This is a genomic window from Actinoalloteichus caeruleus DSM 43889, from assembly GCF_000429185.2.
In the GTDB taxonomy this organism is placed as follows: Bacteria; Actinomycetota; Actinomycetes; order Mycobacteriales; family Pseudonocardiaceae; genus Actinoalloteichus_B; species Actinoalloteichus_B caeruleus.
Window position 1 is genome coordinate 614,165 of the sequence record NZ_AUBJ02000001.1, and the last position, 21,663, is coordinate 635,827.

General features: G+C 74.3%; 12 protein-coding genes. 6 read left to right on the forward strand and 6 right to left on the reverse strand.

Annotation, left to right across the window (positions count from 1 at the left end; genetic code table 11):
• Positions 1–8 precede the first annotated feature (8 nt).
• On the reverse strand, positions 9–1,253 hold the full coding sequence (locus G443_RS02435; RefSeq protein WP_026420605.1) for an MFS transporter: 1,245 nt from the start codon (positions 1,251–1,253) through the stop codon (positions 9–11).
• Between the two features lie 102 nt (positions 1,254–1,355).
• Here G443_RS02435 and G443_RS02440 point away from each other — a divergent pair, with 102 nt between their 5' ends.
• Both G443_RS02440 and G443_RS02445 read left to right on the forward strand, forming a co-directional pair.
• Positions 1,356–1,592 carry an MbtH family protein gene (locus tag G443_RS02440; protein WP_211237626.1) on the forward strand — a complete coding sequence of 79 codons (237 nt, stop codon included), beginning with the start codon at positions 1,356–1,358 and terminating at the stop codon, positions 1,590–1,592.
• On the forward strand, positions 1,589–2,596 hold the full coding sequence (locus tag G443_RS02445; RefSeq protein WP_245588973.1) for a 1-aminocyclopropane-1-carboxylate deaminase/D-cysteine desulfhydrase: 1,008 nt from the start codon (positions 1,589–1,591) through the stop codon (positions 2,594–2,596). Before G443_RS02440 ends, G443_RS02445 begins: the two co-directional genes overlap by 4 nt.
• Before the next feature lie 883 nt (positions 2,597–3,479).
• Here the strand turns inward: G443_RS02445 and G443_RS02450 are convergent.
• The 5 genes from G443_RS02450 to G443_RS02470 form a co-directional block, all read right to left on the reverse strand.
• On the reverse strand, positions 3,480–4,676 hold the full coding sequence (locus G443_RS02450) for a cytochrome P450 (RefSeq protein ID WP_026420601.1): 1,197 nt from the start codon (positions 4,674–4,676) through the stop codon (positions 3,480–3,482).
• Positions 4,677–5,122: 446 nt separating this feature from the next.
• A complete protein-coding gene (locus G443_RS02455) occupies positions 5,123–6,799 on the reverse strand; it encodes an AfsR/SARP family transcriptional regulator (RefSeq protein ID WP_245588972.1) in 1,677 nt (558 codons plus the stop codon).
• 50 nt (positions 6,800–6,849) lie between these two features.
• Positions 6,850–7,956, reverse strand: coding sequence for an alpha-hydroxy acid oxidase (locus G443_RS02460; RefSeq protein WP_026420600.1), 1,107 nt, complete (start codon positions 7,954–7,956; stop codon positions 6,850–6,852).
• Positions 7,957–9,417: 1,461 nt separating this feature from the next.
• Positions 9,418–10,011, reverse strand: a complete 594-nt coding sequence (locus G443_RS02465; RefSeq protein WP_026420599.1) for a TetR/AcrR family transcriptional regulator — start codon at positions 10,009–10,011, stop codon at positions 9,418–9,420.
• Positions 10,012–10,050: 39 nt separating this feature from the next.
• Positions 10,051–10,638, reverse strand: a complete 588-nt coding sequence (locus G443_RS02470) for a GNAT family N-acetyltransferase (protein WP_035293166.1) — start codon at positions 10,636–10,638, stop codon at positions 10,051–10,053.
• Positions 10,639–12,066: 1,428 nt separating this feature from the next.
• On the opposite strand from G443_RS02470, the gene G443_RS02475 reads away from it, so the two are divergent.
• The 4 genes from G443_RS02475 to G443_RS02490 are packed head-to-tail and all read left to right on the forward strand — an operon-like array spanning position 12,067 to position 21,629.
• A complete protein-coding gene (locus G443_RS02475) occupies positions 12,067–12,891 on the forward strand; it encodes an SDR family NAD(P)-dependent oxidoreductase (RefSeq protein WP_211237625.1) in 825 nt (274 codons plus the stop codon).
• Between the two features lie 22 nt (positions 12,892–12,913).
• Entirely contained in the window at positions 12,914–14,266 is a 1,353-nt protein-coding gene (locus G443_RS02480; RefSeq protein ID WP_051314384.1) for an acyltransferase domain-containing protein, read from the forward strand.
• Positions 14,263–21,252, forward strand: a complete 6,990-nt coding sequence (locus G443_RS02485) for an SDR family oxidoreductase (protein ID WP_253860101.1) — start codon at positions 14,263–14,265, stop codon at positions 21,250–21,252. Before G443_RS02480 ends, G443_RS02485 begins: the two co-directional genes overlap by 4 nt.
• Positions 21,249–21,629, forward strand: coding sequence for an acyl-CoA dehydrogenase (locus tag G443_RS02490; protein ID WP_253860102.1), 381 nt, complete (start codon positions 21,249–21,251; stop codon positions 21,627–21,629). The genes G443_RS02485 and G443_RS02490 overlap by 4 nt, the downstream gene beginning before the upstream one ends.
• The last annotated feature ends 34 nt before the right edge of the window (positions 21,630–21,663 follow it).

Consider the following 21,663-nt stretch of genomic DNA (forward strand, 5'->3'; position numbering starts at 1 on the left):
GTACCCGCTCAGGCCGCCGCCGACTCCCGGCGCGTCCCGTGGGAACGCGCCCCGCCCACCGCCAGCCACGCCACCGCGCAGCAGGCGACGAGCACCGGCCAGGGCCACACCGGCCCCCGCGCCAACAGGCTGGTGAACAGCACCGGCGCCACCACCATCGCCACACCCCAGGACATCTGGTGCACCCCGAGGTAGCGGCCCCGCATCTCCTCCGGCGCCAGGCGCGCCGCGAACGCGGAACTCGTCGGCGCGAAGAGCAGCTCCGCCGAGGTGAACACCACGATCCCGAGGAACAGCATGACCAGGGCCGCCGGTGGCGGCAGCAGGGCCGACGCCCCCAGCACGAGGAAGGACACCGCCCACAGCACCGAGGCCAACCGGAGCACGCCCGTCTCGGCCCGCTTCTCGGTCCACCGGACCACCGGCGGCTGGGCCACGACCACCAGCACCGTGTTGACGGTGTACAACGCTCCCGGCAGCCACGCGTGGGCCGGCATCGTCACCCCCACGAAGGCGGGCACCAACAGGATGATCGCGTACACGGCGACCACGAAGAACGCGTTGGCCACCACCAACAGCGTGAACGGGCGGTCCCGCAGCACCCGCAGGTACCCGCCGGTCGCCCGGGGCCGCGCCACCGCCGCGCGCCGACCCGCCAGGGCGTGGGCCTTGGGCCAGGTCCCGATGAGCAGGGCCACGAACAGGTAGATGACCGCGTTGGTCACCGCCAGCGCGTGGTACCCGATGTCACCGAACCCGACGACCGCCGCGGCGATCATCGCCCCCACACCCAGCGAGGCGTTGCGGGCCGACCGGATCAGCCCGAACCACCTCGGCTGCTGTTCGATCCCCACCAGGGACACCACCAGGGTTCCCTGGGCGGGCAACCAGGCGCCGTCGGCCCAGTAGATCAACGCCGCCGCCAGCACCAGCTGCCACGGCGTCTCCACCCACAGGTAGGACACGAAACCGAGGCAGCGCAGCAGGTTGCAGCCCACGATCACGGCCGGCGCGCCGAACCGGTCCACCAGCGGACCGCTCAACACCCCGGCCGGAACCCCCGCGAGCGCGGCGATCGACAGCGCGGTACCGATGGCGACCAGGCCGAGGTCGGTGACGGCCAGGAAGTACGGAATGGTGAAGGGCAGGAACATGCCACTGCCGAGGCTTTCCACCCCCGCCGAGCCCGCGAGCCGACCCAGTCCCCGCAGCCGAGGGAATCCGAACCGTTCCGCGCTCCGGGAAATCACCACGGCCGGCAGGATATCCACCGGAAAACAATGTTGACAATGATAACGAAACGAAAAGACGCGTCGTTAGGATGCCGGGAAAAACGTCTGCGCGGAGGTAGTGGCGTGCTGGGAGAAAACGAGGACACCGCCGAGTTCGAGGTCGTCGTCAACGACGAGGAGCAGTATTCCGTGTGGCCGGTCGGACGGGAGGTCCCGGCCGGGTGGCGTGCCGTGGGCCAGCGGGGTCCGAAACGGCACTGCCTGGCCTGGATCGACGAGAACTGGACGGACATGCGGCCGCGCGCCCTCCGCGCGGCGCTCGCCGGCACCGGCACCGCCGGGACGGGAGAGCCGGCTTGACCGGACCCACCGGCCCACCGCGTGTCCCGCTGATCACCGCCCCGACCCGCGTCCAGCGGATCACCGGTGTGGCCCGCCGTCCGATCCACCTCAAACGCGACGACGAGAACTCGCCGGTCTTCGGTGGCTGCAAGACCAGGGCGCTGGAGTTCGTCCTGGGGGCCGCGTTGGCCGAGGGAGCGACCGCGGTGCTCACCGCGGGCACCGCCGGCTCCAACCACGTCGCCGCGACGGCCCTGCACGCGGCCGGTCTCGGGCTTCCGGTCACCGCGTTGGTGCTGCCCCAGGAACCCGGCCCGCTGGTGTCCCGGAACCTGCGGCTGGCGCTGGGCGCCGGGGCACGACTGGAACCGGTGCCACCAGGGGTGTCGGTGCACCCGGACCGGCGGCGACACCGCGAGGCAGTCGAGGAACTCCGCGCGGGCGGCGCGCGGCCCTTCGTCATCCCCTTCGGGGGAGCGGCCCCGGTGGCCGGGAGAGCGCACGCCCTGGCCGGCCGGGAACTCGGCGAGCAGGCGCGCGCCCTGGCCCTGCCCGAACCGCTGCGGGTGTACCTGCCGGCCGCGTCCACCCTCACCGCGGCGGGGATCGCCGCCGGACTGGCGAGCACCGGCCTGTCGTTCCAGGTCACGGCCGTGGACGTGGTGGGGGACGCGTCGGTGACCGGACCGGGGTTGGTGGAGCGCGCCCGGGAGGCCGCCGCCGCCCTCGGTGTCGCCCGCGACCAGGTGCGACCCGAGCATCTCCGACACGTCGACGGGTACTCCGACGCGCCCTACGGGGTGCCGGGCGCCCAGGCGGGGCGCGCCGCCGACCTGCTGCGGGAGGCGGCCGGGGTGGAGGTCGACGAGTGCTACGGGGCGAAGGCGTTCGCCCGCCTCCTCGCCGAGGTCGACTCCGACGAACCGGGGACCCACCTGTTCTGGCACACCGGCAACACCCGGTCCGCCCTGGACGTGCCGTCGCGACCCCTGCCCCCCGAACTGGCCCACCACGACCGTTGACCCCCATCGGAGCCGCACGCGGGGGTCGCCGGCCACCGACCTCACCCTGGCGGCGCGGCCCGCCCGAACCCGACCCCGGGGCTGCCCACCCCCTCCCGGCGCGCCGAACACGCCCGCCGAGGAACGTCCCCCGCCCCGACGAGCGCGGTCACCGGCACGGGCAGCACCGCCGGCACCGGGCCGCCGGCGGGGCGGGACCCCACCCGCCGCCCGCGCGGGTCCCCGGTCGCCGGAGGCCGGCGGCTGGCCGCCGCCCGGTCGCCGTCCACCACGGGCGGCCGCGCCCTGTGGCGCGGGAGCGCGGCCGGTAGCACGCGGCCGGCCCGGGCGGCCAGGCCGGCCCGGCCGCGTCCTGACCGGGGGAGTGGGTCAGGCGCGCGGTGCCGAACCGGAACCCGCCGAGCCGCGCCTCGAACGGAACGCCGACCTGGTCCCCACGGGGCCAGGCTGGCCGCGCGGGATGGGCTGGACGGGCCTCCCGGCGCGGTCCGGGTCGACCCGGACCGCGCGTTCGTGGCCGGGGCCTCCGGAAGTCCATCGCCGTGCCGAGGCCGGCCGCCGAACATCCCGACCGGTTCCCGCTCGGTCGCCGGCCGGCCACCAGGGCGGCCGGCGGCGGCACGTCCCCTCACGCATCCCGGCGCTGTCGATCCACCGTGGCCGGGGCGCGCCGAGGCCATGACCAGCCAACCGCGCGCGCCGGACACCGGGCGGGAACCCCGCCCCACGGGCCCCACCGTTCGCGTCCCACCGCCGCGCGAGCGGGGCGGACGAGCTCCACCACAGGAGCCGCCCGCGACCCGACCCGTGCGGTCGGGGTGACCAGCCGTCGGGAACTCGGGTGAAGACCGTTCCCGACGTGCTGGTCACCAGTCGGAGCTGATCACCAGGTCACCGGGAGCCGCTGGGGCGATCGCAGCAGCGTCCCCTCCTTCCAGGGGACGTCCTCGGCGGAGGTGACCAGCCGCAGGTCCGGGAAGCGGGTCAACAACGACGACAGCGCGACCTGGAGCTCTCCCCGCGCCAGCTGAGCGCCGAGGCAGACGTGCACCCCGCCGCCGAAGGCCAGGTGCGGGTTGGTCTCCCTGGTCAGGTCGAGGACCTCGGGGTCGGAGAACACCCTGTCGTCGCGGTTGGCCGAGTTGGTGCTGGCCACCACCGCCTCGCCCGCGCGGACCAGGACCTCGCCCAGTTGGACGTCCTCGGTGGCGATGCGGGCGAACGCGCCACCGGATCCCAGCGGGATGTAGCGCAGGAGTTCCTCCACCGCCGAGGGAACCAGCTCCGGGCGTTCCCTGAGCATCGCCCACTGCTCGGGCCGCGACAGCAGCAGGTAGACGGAGCTGGCGAACTGGCTCGCGGTGGACTCGTGCCCGCCGACCAGCAGGGTGATGCCGGTCTGCCGCAACTCCTGCTCGGTGAGCCGGTCGTCCTCGTGGGCGGCGACCAGGACGCTCATCAGGTCGTCCCCGGGCTCCCGCCTGCGCTGCTCGGCCAGTTCGCCCAGGTACTCCTCCAGGCCGGCACGCGCCGCCCTGACCTCCTCCCGCGTGTGGGCCGTGGTGGACAGCACCATCGCCGAGAAGTCGCGGAACCGGTGGTGTTCCTCCGGGGGCACGCCGAGCATCTGGGAGATGACCGACACCGGCAGGGGGAGCGCCAGGCTCTCGACCAGGTCCGAGGGCGGACCGGTGCGCTCGATCTCGTCCAACAGGCCGTCCACGATCTCCTGGGTGCGGGGGCGGAACTCGCGGACCCGCCGCGCGGTGAAGCCCCGCGCGATCAGTTTCCGCAACCTGCTGTGCTCGGGTGGGTCCATGCTCAGGATCGAGCCCGTGGGCGCCGCCTCCGGCGTCACCCGGGGGGTGTCCTCCCGCCCGGCCGCGCGGGCCCGGCTGAACCTCGGGTCGGAGAGCACGGTCCTGACGTCGGAGTAGCGGGTCACCAACCAGCACTCGTCGCCGTAGGGCAACCGCACCCGCATCGCCGGCTGCTCCGCGCGCGACCGCGCGTAGCCGGGATGGATGTCCAGGCGCACCGGGTCACCGAAGGGGTAGGAATGGGTGTCAACTGTGGTCACGAGCACTCCTCGTCAGTTCGGGGAGGGAGCCGTCGGGCCCTCTCCGGGTGGTGGTCGGCGAACCGGCGGTCGGGGAGCCCCGCCGGGGACCCTGATCACCGCTGGGGTGGTGGCCGGTCGGGACGCGGGGGCACGGCGGGGGTCGCGTTCCCGTTCCTCGGGGCGGACGAGCCGGCGGCGCACGGCCCGCGAGCCGTCGGAGGCGGCCCCCGTGGGTGGCGGGCACCGGGCCCGGCCGCCGCCGCGCCGCTCGGGAGCCGGGAACCGCGAGGCCGAGGAGCCCGCCGGGCCGTACGCGACCCGGGACCGAGCCCCGCCTCCGGTGACCCGTTGTGTGTGTGGAGGTGCGAGCACCGCCCGCTCGGGGCGGGGCAGCAGGCCGGGATCGCGGATGCGCGCGCCAGAACCGAGTTCCTCGTGCTCATCGGACAGGGGACGGCCGCCCGTCAGTGGCCCACGCCGTCGGCGAGCCAGCTCGCGGCTCCGCTCGGGGCGGGGGTCCTCGTCCGGGTGCCCCGCTCCATCGGGTCGCCGACGGAGTGCACGGGTCGTCCGACGCCGGGCAGCGGTGGGCGACCCGCACGGGGAACGGGAGCGGCCGAGCGCTGCCGGCAGTCCCGCGCGCACCCGCCGTCGCCGGCCGTCCACACGCCCCGGTGGCGCAGTTCGCGCACCATCCTGGGCACGTCCCAGTGCGGCCGGCCCGCCAGGTGCGCCGCGGCGGCCAGCAGCGTCCCGGGAAGTCGCTCGCACAGTTCGACGAGCTGGGCGACGGCGTCCGGGTCCCGGGACACCCGTCGCGGTCCCACGATGCCCCTGACCAGGTCGACGGCCTCGTGCCGTCGCAGGCCACCCAGCCAGAGCGGGACCGTCCCGCACCGGGCGACCAGTTCGCGCAGCGGGTCGCGGGAGGTCACCAGCACGTGGCAGGTGGCGCTGTTCGGCATCAGCGGCCACACCTGGGCGGCGTTCCGCGCGTCGTCGAGCACCAGCAGCATCCGCCGGTCGGCGACCAGGGTCCGGAACAGCGCGGGCCGCTCCTCCCGGCTCGGTACCCGCTCGGGGGGAACACCGAGCGAGTGGAGGAGGTGGGAGAGGGCCGTGTACGGGTCGGCCGGGGACCGGTGCGCGTCGTGGCCGCTCAGGTCGACGAAGAGCTGCCCGTCGGGGAACAGTTCGGCGTTGCGGGCGCCCCACCACACGGCCAGCGCGGTCTTGCCCACCCCACCGGCGCCCACCAGCAACCCGAGCGGTGGCACCCCGTCCCGGCCAGCCCTGCTCCCCAGGCGGTCCAGCGCGGCCACGGCCTCGTCCCGTCCGACGAAGGCCCGTGTCGCGGCGGGAAGCTGCGCCGGCGGGCGGTCGACCGGGGGGCCGTCCTCGTCCCGCAGGATGCGTTCGTGCAGGCGTCGCAGCTCGACGCTGGGTTCCAGGCCCAGCTCCTCGACCGACCGCCGCCGCCACCGGACGAAGGTCTCCAGGGCCGCGACGCGGTGCCCCGACCGGTACTGCGCCATCATCAGCAGCCCGTGCAGGCGGTCCCGGAGCGGGTGCCGTTCGACCGCCTCGGCGAGTCCGGCGACGAGTGCCCCCTGCTCTCCCAGACCGAGTCGGAGTTCCGCCTGCTCCTCGTAGGCGGCGAGGATCCTCTCCTCCAGCTGCGCCGCGGCCTGTTCGGGCACGACCCCGCCGACGTTGGACAGCACGGGTCCGCGTCGCAGCGCCAACGCCTCGTCGTAGCGGCGCACCGCCTGGGCCGCGTCGCCCGCGCGCGCCCTGGCGTCGGCCACCAACTCCTCGAACACCAGGGTGTCGATGCGGTGTTCGCCCGGGTGCAGGACGTACCCCGGTGCGGCCGTCTCGATGAGGGTGCCGTGCACCCCGCACGAGCGGAACGTCTTCCGCAACGCGGACACGCAGATGGCGACCTGGGTGCGGCTGCTCGACGGTGGTCTCGCTCCCCACACCGTCTCCACCAGGCTGTCGACCGACACGACCCGGCCGGCGTTGAGCAGCAGCATCGTCAACACGATCCGCTGACGGGGACCCCCGATCCGGACCTGACCACCTGCCGCGTGCACCTCCAGGGGCCCCAGCATGCGGAAATCCAACGTCGTGGACATCGAGCCTCCGAATCGCAGTACGACGGTGCCGTTCGGAACCGAGGCGGTCGTCAGGACGGGTCGGACCGGACGTACGTGGCCAGCCGCCCGGCGTCGGCGAGGTCGGCGCACCCGGCGAGGAGCAGGGCCTGCTCCAGCTCCAGCCGCAGCAGGTCGAGCACGCGGGTCACGCCGCGCTGCCCGTCGGCGGCGAGTCCCCACAGGACCGGTCTGCCGAGGAGCGCACCCCGGGCGCCGAGCGCCAGCACCCGCACCACGTCCGACCCGCCGCGGATGCCGCTGTCGACCAGCACCTCCACCGCGTCCCCGACCGCCTCGACCACCCGGGGCAGTGCGACGGCGGTGGGGGGCGCCCCGTCGAACTGCCGTCCGCCGTGGTTGGACACCACCACGGCGGACGCGCCCAGGTCGGCGCAGCGCGCCGCGTCCCTGGGGTCCAGGACTCCCTTGACCACGAGGGGAAGACGGCAGCGGCCGCGCAGCCACTCCAGGTCGCGCCATCCCAGGGTCGGGTCGAAGGCCAGCGCGGTGTGGTCCGCCACCGCCGAGGAACCCGCTCGTCCGACGTGCGCGTGGCTCGTCGGCCCGGTGTCCAGGTGCGCGGCCCGCACCGAGCTGGGCAGCGCGAAGCCGTTGCGCACGTCCCGCGCCCGACGCCCCATGACGGGGACGTCGACGGTGATGACCAGAGCCTGGCAGCCGGCGTCCTCCGCGCGGTCCAGCAGTTCCTCGACCAGGCCCCTGTCCCGCAGCCAGTACAGCTGGAACCAGAGCGCCGCGCCGGTCTCGGCCAGCTCCTCGACGGTTCGGCTGCTCAGGGTGCTGACCGTGAAGGGCACTCCTCGGGCGGCGGCCGCGCGGGCCGCCGCCAGTTCCCCCTCCGGGTGGAGCAGGCACTGGTAGGCCATCGGGGCCACCGCGACCGGCAACCTGGCCGCCGTCCCGACGAGCGACGCGCTGGTGTCGGTGGAGTCGATGCCCGTGAGGACCCTTGGGACGACGTGGGTGGCGTCGAGGGCGGCCCGGTTGGCCGCGAGCGTGCGTTCCATGCCGCTGCCGCCGGCGACGAAGTCGCGGACCTCCGGTGCCAGGAGCGCTGCCGCGGCTCGTTCCACGTCAGCGAGGTCGACGGCCTCCCGGGGGCGCGGCGCCGTCACGGGTGGGAACTTCTCGGCGGGACTCCTGGAACGGCGGCGGGAGCGCGAACCCCCCGGCGGCCGCCGGCCGCCGTCGGACGAGCGACCCGGTCGGGGTCGGGTTCACGACGGTCGGTCGCCAGTCCGTCGGACATGGGTGTCCTCACCATTCCCCCATCCGCCCCGAGAACGCGTGTGTGTTCAGGGCATGGTTTCTTCCCGCGCCGATGTGGTTGGTCGGTGCGGCTGACTACGAACGAAGAGCTGGTGGTCGGCGCATTCGTGCGGCGATTCGGTGAAACCGTTGAAACGCTAACCAGGGCGGCAAAACCTGTCAAGGGTCGGAAGGCGCGGGTTTATTTCGCGCCGGCTGATCGGCCTGGGTCGTCCCGTTACTCGTTTTCGGGTCGGGTGAAGATCAGGGGGGCGTGTGACCGGAGTGGGTCGAGTGCGGCGAAACCGGTGGTGAAGCGCAATGCCGCCGGTGTTCCGACGTGGCCGGAAGGGGAGTTCGTGCCGGACGCCGTTCGTCGTCGACGAGCGAAGTCAGTCGGCGTGGAACGGGAATCGTGGGGCTGAACGTCGTAGTGTTCCCGGGTGTTTCCGGGGGTTCGACTGGTTCCGATGTCCCAGTCACCGTACGCCCGGTGGGCAGAGCGCCCTCGCGCGTGTGCGGTCGCTCCGCCGGACCGGAACGGCGTCTCGTCGCCACCGCCCCTCCTGGCGTCGCGCTGACCGCTGGTCAGTGGGCCATGCCGGTGCCGTACCCGGGTTGGGGCAGGTGGGGGGCCTGGAGTGCCGGTGGCGGGCACCGAGGGGCGTGGGTGCGGGGTGGTGGTCCGCCCGCGACGTCCGGTTCAGGTCCGTGTGTGGCGCCGCCGGCGGACGAGGCGAACTCCGGGCCGGCTCCGACCGTTCGCTCAGGCCGGTCGGTCGGGGGAGCGGGCGGCGCGAGCCCGTCCCGCCGTTCACTCCCGTCCGGGCCGCACCGGTTGGCGGACCAGGGACGAGCACCGAGGCGGAGTCCCCGTCCGCCAGGTGGCGCGGCGCCCTGTCATACCACGCCCGCCACGGAGCACCGCCGGTCGGTGAACGGGCGGAGCTCCCGGGTGAACATTCACGGGCTGTTCTCCGCTGGGTGTAACGGCGACTTCCCTTTGTCCGATGCGCATTCCATTCCGCATTCGTACCGGGGCTCGGCGTCCGAAACGGCGGCTGCCGGAAAACCGGTCCCGCCCGCCGGAGTCCTCGCCCCACCTGCTCCCACGGATACTCACCCCGAGGATGTCATCACGCACCCGATGCCGCGGTGTGCCGCACCCGGATCGACGGCGTCGCGCGCCCATTCGACTCCGCTGTCGGGAACGGGTGCGCGCCCACCGTCTCGTCGTCGCGGGCGACTCGTACCCGGAACGCCGTGGAACGCGGGCCGGACCGCTCGCCGGGGTGTCGGGATGGGGTGGCGCCACGGCGGCGGCGTTCTCAGCACACCAGGGAGTTGACGATCGTCGAGCTCGCGACCGTCAGCTCCGCGCCGAGGGAAACCTTCATCATCGCGAGACCACCGAGCGTCGCGAGGTAGGCGACCGCGAGTTCGCGCGGCGGGCCGGGGCGGAACCCGCCTTCGCGCTGCCCCCGTTCGACGAGGTCGACGAGGGCGTCGAGCAGCGCGACGTGCTCCTCCATGAGGCTCCCCGTCGAGGGAGGGCGCACCGGCAACGCCACCGCGTGGTTCATCAGCGTGGAGAACTCGGCGAAGCCCTCCTCGCGGGCCACCGCCGACAGGAAGTCCTCGGTGAAGCGGGTGAGCACCCGCTCGGGCGGATCCTCCGCCCGCAGCCGCCGGGCCGCGTCGCGCAGTCCGTCGGTGGCCTGACGGACCAGCGCGTCGAAGAGCTCGTCCTTGGACGGGTAGTGCCGGTAGATCAGCCCCGTGCTGATGCCGGCCTCGCGGGCGATGTCCCGCACGCTGGTGGCCGCGAACCCGTGCCGGGTGAACAGGGCGGTGGCGGCGGTGTGCACCCTGGCCAGGGTCGCGGACCGCATCGCCTCGTACTGGGCGCTGGGGCGGGGCACGCTTCCTCCTTCCGGGTCGGGGGACCAGTGCGACACCCGTCACCGGCGTTCCCACTCCATCGACACGTAGTGGTTGATGCCGCTGAACCTCGTGTGCTTCACCGGTATCCGCCGGTATTCCACGAAGCCGAGCTTCCGGTACAGGCGCAGGGCCGCGACGTTGGTGTCGGCAATGTACTCGAGCACGTAGCGGCGGTGGCCGGACACCCGCATGAGGTGGGTCAACAGCGCGGTGGCCACGCCCTTGCCCTGGTGCGCCGAGGCCGTCCCGACGTACTCGAGGGACGCCGTGTCCGCCGGCAGGTCGAGGGTCCTGCCGAACTCCCTGCTGAGCACGGCCGCGCCGATGGTGCCCTTCACCAACCCCAGCTGCCGGACGAACTGGCGCCTGTCCGGGCGGACGCTCTGCTGGCGGCCGTCGGTCAGCGCGGTGATGCCGGCGGGTTGGCCGTCCACGACGGCGAGGTGGAAGTGCTCCGGGGCCATCATCGGCTCGAACAACGCCGCCAGCCGCTTCGGGTCCTTCGAGAAGTACGTGAAGTCGGCGCCGAAGGCGTCCACGTAGACCTCCGTGACGGCGCGGCGGTGCTCAGCCCCGAAGTCGCGTGCGGGGATGACCTCGATCATCGGTGTCCTTCCGTGGGAGTGGGGCGACCGCTGTCGTCCCAGGTCATGGCGGCCATCATAGGGTGAACTTTTGTTCATTCTATGTTGCGGGTGGCGGGTGGGCGCCGCCGGGTGGTTCGAGGAGGTCGCTCGCCAGCCCGCGCGCCTCGGGGCGAACGGGATCAGCGCCCCCGCCCCCGCCCGCGTCCGTGCCGGCTCGCCGGTCACATCCCCGGCTGCTGGTGCCCGCATCCGCGGAGCCGGTGCCGCTCACGGGCCCGGAACTCCTCGACGCGTCGGCGGGTCGCCGCGCTCGCGCCAACCGGAGACGAGGAGGCGGAAAGGCCGGTCGAATCCGGGCGGCCTTGGCCTTGGCGCGGGAGACCGGAGCCCGCGAACGTTCTCGCTCGTCGGAAAGGGACCGTGTTCCGGGAACTCGTTCTCCTCGCGTCCGCGACGTCGGAATGGCCACGAAGAACGGGGACGAGCCGGGCTGTGGTCACCGATGGCGGCGAGCGAGGAGTTCGGCGAACCCAGGCCGGACGAGCACCGGAAAAGGCGCCCCGTGCTTCGCCGTCACCGGTGGAGGAGCACCGCGTCGGGGAGCACCAGCAAGGCGCGGCGTCACCACTGACCGTCGGGCACAGCACTGACGCATGGCGGAATGCCACCACCCTGGTCGACATGGCACCGCGCCGCCCAGACCGCCCCGCCACCTGGTCCGCCGATGCCTCGAGCCGGGGGCTCCTCGCCGTCCCGGCGCACGCTGCCGCCCCGCCCGACCGGCATATCCGGGCCGAGAACGACGACACCAGCCCCGCCCCCGGTGCTCCACCCGCCGCTGGTCGCCGCCCGCTCACCAGAAGCCCCGGTTCGGCGCACCACGTCCCGCGCCGGGCGCCCGCCCGCTGGTACCGGGACGAGCGGCCTCCGCCACCAGTGGCCCCGAACGGCCACGAAGGACTCGAAAGGGAAGGGAGATCACTCCGTCCGACCAATGTTTCCCCGAAAACGGCGCCCGCTGGCAGCGGAACGTGAGAAGAATAACGGCGGTCGCCGCTGTCCGGGGTAAGGAAATTCGCGCGGAAATCACTCCGTCGGCCTGGTTCCAAGGTACTGGGACGAGCGAATCGACCGGGTGCCTCCCCTATTCCGCGCGAAAAACGGCCACCCCAATGGGGGTACACAGGTCGGGGGAGAACGTGTGAGATACCAAACATCCACCCGATTTCCCGACAAACGGGGTCACCCAGCAGGAACCCGCGCACCCGGCCGGGGACGCCGGCGGAAACCCCGACTCCCGGAAACGCGCCCACCGGTCGCCCAGCGCCGTCGGCCGTGTCCGCACATCCCATTCCCCACTGTCACCGCGCAGTTCGCGACCGTCGAACGACGACGTCGAATCCGGCGGCGTGCACCACGCCGCGCGTACCCAGCAGAGGAGAAGCGATGCCCCCCGCAATGGACCTGTTCGGACTGCGAGGCAGGACAGCACTGGTGACCGGAGCCTCCCGAGGCATCGGAGCGGCGGTCGCCACCGGCCTCGCCGCCGCCGGGGCGGACGTCGCGCTCGTGGCACGGGACACCACCCGGTTGGAGGCCGTCGCCGACCAGGTGGAGAACCTCGGGCGCCGAGCACTCGTCCTCACCTGCGACGTCACCGACCTCGACCAGATCAGGGCGGCCGAGAGGACCACCCTCGCCGAGTTCGGCGCACCCGACATCCTGGTCAACAACGCGGGAGGGATGAGCCACGCCGGTCCGTTCCTGGATCTGGAACCCGACGACTGGAGCCAGGTGCTGCGCCTCAACCTGGAATCCCTCGTCTGGGTCACCCACACCTTCGGTCGTCACCTGGTCGAGCGAGGCAGCGGCTCGGTCATCAACGTGTCGTCCATCGCCGGGGTGAACGGCATCCCCCTGCTCTCCCACTACGGCGCGACGAAGGCCGCGGTCATCTCGTTGACCCGGACCCTGGCGGCGGAGTGGGGGCCCGCCGGCGTGCGGGTCAACGCCGTGGCCCCCGGCTGGACGCGCACCGACCTGACCACGACCTTCTTCGCCGATCCCGACGCCGCGCAGGGCCTGCTGTCGGCGGTGCCCGCCGGCCGGCTCGAGGACCCGGAGGACATGGTCGGCACCGTCGTCTACCTCGCCGGCGACGCCTCCCGCACGGTCACCGGCACCGTGGTGGTCGCGGACAACGGCACGGCCTCCTACGTCGGCGGCCCCCAGCTGCTCCGCTTCCTCGACCTCGGTCGCCTCCCCGTCTGACCACGCATCCGAAGGACTTGCCGTGTCCGAACGCTCCGTCTTCCTCTTCCCCGGTCTCGGCGCCTACTCGCCCGGCGCCCTCCGCCGGGCACGGCGCTCCCACCCCCAGGTGGACGCCACCTTCCAGGAGATCGACGCCGCCGCCGTGCTGGCCGGTGCGCCACCGGTGTCGACCACGCTGTTCGACGGGGAACCCCGATCGATCCGCCAGCTGCTCGCCGAACCCGCCGAAGTGCTCCAACTCGCCATCTTCGGCATCTCCGTCGCCGTGCACCGCGTCCTCACCGAACGCGGAGCACGTCCTCACCTGCTCGTGGGCCACAGCTTCGGTGAGATGGCCGCGCTCGTGGCGGCCGGTGCCTTCAGCCTCGCCGACGGTGTCACCCTGGTGTGCGCCAGAGCCGCGGCGCTGCGCCCCTGGGAAGGCCGGGGCGCCATGACCGCCGTGGGCATGGACCAGGAATCAGCCGGCCACGTCCCCGGTGTGCTCGACGAACCCGAGCTGGTCGTCGCCTGCCTGAACGCACCCCGGCAGACCGTCCTCGCCGGGCCCCCGACCGCGCTGGACCGAGTGGAACGACTCGCCGAGGTGCTCGACGTCCCCCACGCCCGGCTGCACCTGCCCTACGCCTCCCACCACCCCACGATGCGGCCCGCCGTCGCCGACTTCGTGGCCAGGATGGCCGACGCCCGGCAGCTCCCCCTCCAAGCGGCCGTCCACTCGCCCGTCCACGGCCGCCGGTACACCGACGACGACGACCTCAAACAGGCATTGGCCGAGTGCCTGGTACTGCCGGTGCGGTTCACCGACACCGTGCGGTCCCTGCACTCCAGGGGCTACACGACCTACGTCGAGAGCGGGGCCCTCAACACGTTGACCAGGTGCGTCGAACACACCGTTCCCGGGGTGCGCACCACCGCCCCGCTCCTCGACCCCGAGGAGGAGGACGCCGGCCTGCGCGCCGCGCTCACCTCCGTGGCCCGGCCGCGCGCCACACCGATCCAGGCCGAGGAGGAGCCGGTCCCGTCCCACCCCGCCCCGGCGCGGGAACCGGAGCCGACGGACGTCCGCCCCGCCGCCGCTCCGCCCGGCCGGGTCCCGCCCCCGGTCGGCGCCGCTCCGGACCGGGAACACCTGGTGGTGGAGCTTCGAGCGCTCTACGCCGAGACCCTGGAGTACCCGCCCGAGCTGCTCACCGAGGACGCGCTGCTGGAGGCCGAACTCGGGGTGGACTCGTTGAAGCAGACCTCCCTCCTGGGCCGGGTCGCGGACCGGTTCGGCCTGCCCGCCGGGGCCGCGGAGCTCCCGGTCTGGGAACTGCCCACCCTGCGGCACGTCGCCGACCACGTCGCCGCCGCCAAGGCACGCCGGTGAGCGCCGCCGCCACGGAGTTCGCCGACCGGGTCGTGGTCGTCACCGGAGGAGCACGAGGTGTCGGCCGGGCGATCTCCTCGGCCTTCGCCCGCCGAGGCGCGCACGTCGTCGTCAACTACTTCCACGCCACGGCGGAGGCACCGCGCCTGGTCGAGGAGCTGACCGCCGCCGGGGCCTCGGTGGAGGCGCTACGCGCCTCCGTGGCCCGTCCCGACCAGGTCGAGCGCCTGTTCGACGAGGTGGAGCGCCGCCACGGCGGCGTGGACGTGCTGGTCAACAACGCGGCGTCGGGAGCGTTGCTACCCCTGGACCAGCTGCACGACACGCACTGGCAGCGGGCGGTGGACACCAACCTGCGGGGCACCCTGCGGTGTTCGAACCGGGCCGCGCCGCTGATCGCGCGTCGCGGCGGCGGTTCCATCGTGAACCTGTCCTCGATCGGCGCCTCCCAGGTGATCGGGAACTACGCGACGGTGGGTACCACGAAGGCCGCCGTCGAAGCGCTGACCCGCTACCTGGCCGTGGAGTTCGCCCCGCACGGCATCCGCGTCAACACCGCCTCGGGAGGCCTGCTCGACGGCACCGTGGCCGGCCTGTTCCCCGACGCGCGCCGGCTCGCCGACCGCGTCCGCGCCGCCACCCCGTTGGGCCGGCGGCTGGGCCGGGAGGAGGAACTGGCAGAACTGGTGGTCTTCCTGGCCTCGCCCGCCGCCTCCTGGATCACCGGGCAGACCGTCGTCGCCGACGGAGGGCTCTCCCTCGGCGCCGCCGTCCTCGGCGCGGAACCGCTCGCCGCGCCCCCGCCGCCGGCCGAGCCGCCCCGGCACGACCCGCCCGCCAGGGCGGACGCCGCGCTCGGAACACCACCAGCCCGGACTGGGGGCACCGCGCGTCCCACCACCACCCGGGCCCGCGCCGACGACGACGCGCGGATCGCCGTGGTCGGTAGCGGCGTCGTGACCCCCGGGGCCAACGACCCGGAACGACTGTGGACCGTGCTGTCCGACGGGCGGAACGTGTTCCGTCGGCCGGTGCTCTTCGACGTCGAGTCCTTCTACTCCCACGACCCCGCCGCCGAGGACCGCACCTACTCGCCGCGTTCCGGCTTCATCACCGACTTCCGCCCCCACCCCCGACTGGCCGCCGAACTCGCGGACGGCTCGCACCAGTCGCGGGAGGCCACGACGCTCTGGCTGCGGCACTGCCTGCACACCGCCCTGGACGGGGTGCGCCGGGGGGTGGCGGACCGCTGCCTCGCCGCCTTCGGCTACACCGCCGACGGCAGCCAGGACCTCGAGACGCACCTGGTGCTGGCCGGGTACCTCCACCGGCTCGGCCCCCGGACCCCGGCCCCGGTCGTCCAGGCGCTCCGGCGCCGCTACGACCGGCTCGGCCAACCAGCGCACGAGTTCCTGCCCCACCGCGTCGGCAGGAACGCCGTCACCGGGATCCTGCCCGACGACACCGAAGTGCTCATGGTCGACACCGCCTGCTCCTCCTCCCTCTACGCCCTGGACCTCGGGGTGAAGGCACTGCGCGCGGGCGAGGTCGACCTGGCCGTGTGCGGTGGTGCCTTCGCCTACACCGCGCGTGACCTCGTGTTGTTCTCCAAGCTCCAGGGGCTGTCCCGCTCGGGCACCGTCCGCTGCTTCGACCGCGCCGCCGACGGGGTGCTGTTCTCCGACGGTGCCGGGGTGGTGGTGTTGAAACGCCTCGCCAGGGCGCGGGCGGACGGGGACCGGGTCCTCGGCGTCGTCGAGGGGTTGGGCCTGGCCGGGGACGGGCGGGGCAAGGCCATCTACGCGCCCAACGCCGCCGGGCAGGCCCTCGCCCTGCGCCGTGCCTACCGGGCCGCCCGGGTCGACCCGGCGGACGTCGGCTGGGTCATCGCCCACGCCACCGGCACCCGGGCGGGGGACAGCACCGAACTGGCCGCTCTCCGGGAGGTCGCCGGGGACGGCGGCTCCGCGCTGCTGTCCTCCAACAAGGCGGTGGTCGGCCACACCGGTTGGGCCGCCGGCGTGGTCTCGGTGTGCCAGGCGCTCACCGGTCTCGCCCGGGGCGAGGCACCCGCGCAGCCCTACCTGGTCGACCCCATCGACGCCGTCCGCGACAGCCGCTTCCACCCGCCCGCCGCCAGCTCCGACCGGGCGCTGGCCGCCGGGAGGGACGGCGTCCGCCGGGTCGCCGTCTCCTCCTTCGGGTTCGGCGGCACCGACTCCCACCTGATCCTCGCCGAGGACGCCGAGGACGCCGAGGACAGGCGGGCCGTGCCCCCACCACCGGAGGACATCGTGGTCCTCGGCTGGGCCAGCGACCTGCCCGGCGACCACGGCGACGCCTGGCTGCGGGGCACCGGCTCCCCACCCGCCACGACCTTCGGGGAGGACTACCCGCTCCCCGGGTGGCGGGAGGTCCGGCTGCCCCCGGCCACGCTGCGCGGAATGGACCGCACCCAGATCATGGTGCTCCGAGCGGCGGCCGCGCTGCCCACACCCGTCCAGGCGGCCCTCGACACCGCCGGCGACACCACCGGAGTGGTCATCGGCCACCTGGGGCCCACCCGCCGAGCCGTGCACCACGCCCTGCGCTGCTACCTGGGCGACGTGGACCGCGCACTGGCCGGCTGCCCCGACCACTCGGCCCGCGAACGCGACGACGCCCTCGACCGGCTCGGCCACGAGGTGCGCGCACTGGTCCCCGCCGCCACCGAGGACTCCTTCCCCGGCATCATGCCCAACATCATCGCCTCGCGGCTCGCCTCGGACCGGAACTTCCGGGGACTGGCCGTGACCGTCGACGGCGGCCCGGACTCCGCGCTCGACGCCCTGCGCACCGCCGAACGCTACCTGCGGCACGGCGACCTCGACTTCGCCGTGGTGGGCGCGGTCAACGGCAACAGCACCGAGGAGCTGCGCCGCGTGCTGGAATCGGCGGGGGAGTCGGACACCCCGGCCGAGGGCGCCTTCCTGGTGGTCCTCGCCAGGGAGTCCACCGCACGCAGCCACGCACTGCCAGCGTTGGCCCGGCTGCGGACGAGGTTCGGCGCCGCCGACCCGAGCGGCGCACCCCGCCAACACCCACCCTTGGCCGGTTCCGGTCGCACCTACCTGGGCGCCGACCCGCTGGTGGCGCTGGTCGCTCACCTGAGCCGAGGTGGCGGAACCACCACCATCTCCTCCCAGGCCGGGATGGGGCCGCGACTCGACGTCACCAGCCCGAACCCACCAGCACCACCCCCGGTACCCGCCCCGGACACCGAGCCAGCCGCGACGGGCGGCCCGACGCCCCGGGCCCCGCTGACCAGGGTGACCTGCCAGCTCGACGTGGCCCCGCCCCGCCGGGTGCGCCGCCCGCTGCCCGCGCTGCCCGGAGGAAGCCTGGTGGTGTGCTCCCACGCCGACCTGGTCCCCAGTTCCGCGTTGCCAGCGGACGCCACCGTGGTCGTCGCCCCACGGCCGGCGCCCGCCGGCGACCAGCCCACCACCGAGGCACTCGCCGGTCTGCTCCCCGAGACGCGGACCTTCGACCACGTGCGGGTCCTCGTCAGGGTCGGCGCCACCGACGCCCCACCGGCCGACCTGTCCACCCTGGACCAGCTCCGCGCCACCCACGACCTGGCGTTCCTCGCCGCGCGGCGCTGGCGCGGACGGCCGAACTCCTCCTACGCGGTACTGCTGGCCGACGCGCTCGGCGGCGACGCCCTCCACCCGGGAACCGGCCCCTTCACCGGGCTGGTCAAGGCCCTGGCCAGGGAGATGCCGCGGGCGACCGCGTTCGCCGTCGCCACCGACTCGCGGGACCCGGTCGCGGCCCTCGACCTCCTCGCGCTGGAGTCGGCCCGGGCCCACGACCTCGCGGTCGTCGCGCACTCCGCCGGCCGGCGCCGGGAGTACCGGCTCCTGCCCGCCACCGGACCAGCCCCCGCCGGCGGCGCCCTGCCACCCGGCGGGGTGATCGTGGCCGCCGGCGGCACCCGGGGCCTCACCGCGCGGCTGCTCACGCGGCTGGCCGTCGAGACCGCGCCGGCCGCCGTGTACCTGTTCGGCCGCAACGCCCCCGGCGGCGCCGCCCCACCCGACCGGGCCGCGTTCCTCACCCGGCGCCGTGACGAGGAACCCACCGCGCCGGTGGCCAGGCTCGTCGCCGAGCGCGACCGGCTCGTCGCCGCCGCCACCACCGCCCGCACCGTCCGCGAGCTGGCCGACCACCTCCCCGGCGGCCGCGTCCACTTCGTCTCCTGCGACCTCACCGACCCCGACCAGACCAGGGATGCCGTGCGACGCGTCCTCGCCGCGCACGGAGGGGTCGACCTGCTCCTCAACGCCGCCGGCCGCCACAGCGGAGGACGCGTCGCCACCACCTCCCCGCGCACCGCCCGCGCCGTCCGCGACACCAAACTCCTCGCCTACCTGAACCTGCGCGCCGCCTTCGCCGAGCACCCCCCGGCCCGTTGGCTCAACCTCGGATCCCTGCTGGCGGTCCTCGGTTGGCCGGGGGAGGCCGACTACTGCGCCGCCAACGACGTGCTCAACGCCACCGCCCTGTGGCGCGCGGCCTGCCTCGACGGCGGTGAGACCACCATCGCCTCACCCCTGTGGGACGAGTCGGGTTTCGCCGCCGAACCCGTCGTCCTCGGCCTCCTCCGTCGGCAGGGCGCGCTCACCGGGGTGTCCGACCAGGAGGGCACCGACCTGGTCCTCGACGAGCTCCGACGCGGCCTGCCCACGCCCCTGGTCACCCACCTGGGCACCGCCGAACGCCGGCTGCTCGCCACCAGCCGCCGCCACACCGTCGAGGTGGCCCCGGACGGGGACGGCCCCCTGATGTGGCGGTTCGACCCGGAACTCGACGACTACTTCCGCCGGCACCGGCTGCACGGCGCGCCCACCCTGCCCGGAGCCTGGGTCGCCGAGATCGCGCTCGCCGCGACCGGCCGCCCCCACCCGGCCGGGCACCCGCTCGTCATCACCAACCTGCGGTTCCCGCGCCCCTCACCCTCCCCGCCACGACCGGCCGCGCCGTCGCGGTGCGGGTGGACCGGACCGGCGACGGCCTCCGGGTCCGACTGCGCGCCGACGTCGTCGCCCACGGGCAGGTCCTGCGGCGGGACCGGCTGCACGCCGAGGCCACGATCGGCACCGCCGACCACGCTCCCCAGCCCGCGACGACCACGCCGCCGGCTGCCGTGGGCACCGCGACCCGGTTCCGGTACGGAGGGGAGGGCCCCGTCGCGCTCGACCCGCCCTTCGCCTCCCTCACCGACGTCCACACCGGACCCGGGTGGGCGGCGGCCACGTTCCGGCCCCACCTCGACCCGTGGGCCGAACGCCTCGCCGGACTGCGCCTGCCCGTGCTGCTCCTCGACGCCCTCCTCCAGTGCTGCCTCCTCGCCGACCGCGTGCCCGGCGAGGGCACCGGCCTACCCGTCCCGGCCGGCGTCGACCGGATCGAGGTGCGCACCGAGGCCAACGACACCGCGCTGCTCGACGCGCACCCCGACGGCGTGCGCGTCCACGCCACCACGGGAGGGGGAGCGGCCGCCTTCGGCGCGGACGGCCGCCCACTGGCGCTGGTGCGGGGAGTGTCCACGCCGAGGAGGACCCACAGGGAGGAGAGCCGCGATGCGGATCGAGGATGACCCCGAGTTCCGGGCACTGCTGGTCGCGTTGTCCCAGCACGAGGTCTTCCACGACCGCCCAGGACTGGACCACCAGCGGCGCTGCGCCCTGACCTACGACCGGCTGCGGGTCGTCGGCGAGCACCTGCCCCCGGGCAGTGAACTCCTGGCACGACCGCGCCGGCTGTTCATGGCCTTGGAGTGGGCCGCCGTCACCGACCCCCCGCTGTTCCTCGCCCTCACCCTCCACGTGTGCCTGAGCCTGGGCGCCGTCGTCGAGTTCGGCGGGGACCGGGCACGGCGGCACGTGCGCGACCTCGACGAGATGCGCGCCTTCGGCGCCCTGCTGGTCACCGAGGTCGGGCGGGGCAACAGCCACCTCGGCATCCGCACCGTCGCCGACCACGACCCCGCCACCGGGGGTTTCGTGCTCACCACACCCGACGAGACCGCCAGGAAGTTCATGCCGAACGTGGGGCTGCCCGGAGTGCCGAAGACCGGAGTCGTCTACGCACGGCTCCGCGGGGGCGGGCGGGACCACGGCGTGTTCCCCTTCGTCGCGCCCATCCGCACTGCCGAGGGCACCCCCGAGGGCGTCCACGTGGTCCCACTCCCCGAGGCGCCGCTGCTACCCCTGGACTACGCCCTCATCCAGTTCGACGCCCTGCGGCTGCCCCGGGACGCGCTGCTCTCCGACGACGCCCACCTCGACGACGCCGGTGTGCCGCAGGATCCCCTCGGCGGCGGACAACGGCGTCTCCGCCGGTCCCTCGACATCCGGCATGGCGCCTGGGTCGCCTCGGCGGCGGCCCTGGCCGCCGTGACCAGGGCGAGCGTCGTCAACGCGCTCCGCCACAACCGGCACCGGACCACCGCCTCACCCCTCACCGTCGAACGGCCGGTCCTCGACCACCGCGCCCACCGGCGTCCCCTCGCCCTCGCGCTGGCCGACTCCTACGCGTTGACCCGACTGGTGGACCGGGTCAAGACCGCCTGGTCCGGGGGAGCGCGGGCCGACGCGGACGACCCCGCCTGGCGGCCCGGACCCGGGCTGAACCGCACCTGCGGGCTGGTCAAGGCCACCGCCAGCGCCCTGGCCGCGCGGGTCATCGGCGAGTGCGGACTGCGGTGCGGGGCGCACGGCATGTTCCGCCCCGGCCGGTGGGTGGAGTACCAGGGGCTCGCGCACATGCTGGGCCCGGCGGCCGGGGACGGCTACCTGATCACCCTGGAAGCGGCGCGTGCCCTCGCCGGGGGAGACCACTACGCGCCACCGCCCGCGCAGGGCCCCACCGGGCCCCGACCACCCCGACCTCCTGGACGGCGCTGGTCGCCGCCCGGGAACGGTCGCTGCACGAGCGGTTGACCAGCGAGCTGGGGGTGGCACGGCGACACGGCCAGTCCGGGTTCGACGCGTGGAACGATCGGAGCCCGCTCGGCGTGGACCTCGCCGAAGCCCACGCGGCCACCCTGCTGGTGGAATCCGCCCTCGCCCCGCCGGACCGGTCCGTCCCGGCCCGCGCCGCCCGACTGGCCGCGACCCTCGGCGCCCTGCACGCCTCGAAAGTCCTGCTCCGCCACGCCGACTTCTACCTCACCGAGGGCCTGCTCACCCCGGAGGCGCTGCGCGGACTCGCCGGCGGGGAGCACGCGCTGGTCGACCAGGCCGTGGCCGACCTCGACGCCGTGCCGGACCTCCTCGACCTCCCACCCGGGTCGGCCGGGCCATCCGAACCCCGGTGAACCCCGCCCACCGGCCGGGGAGAGCCGCACCGTT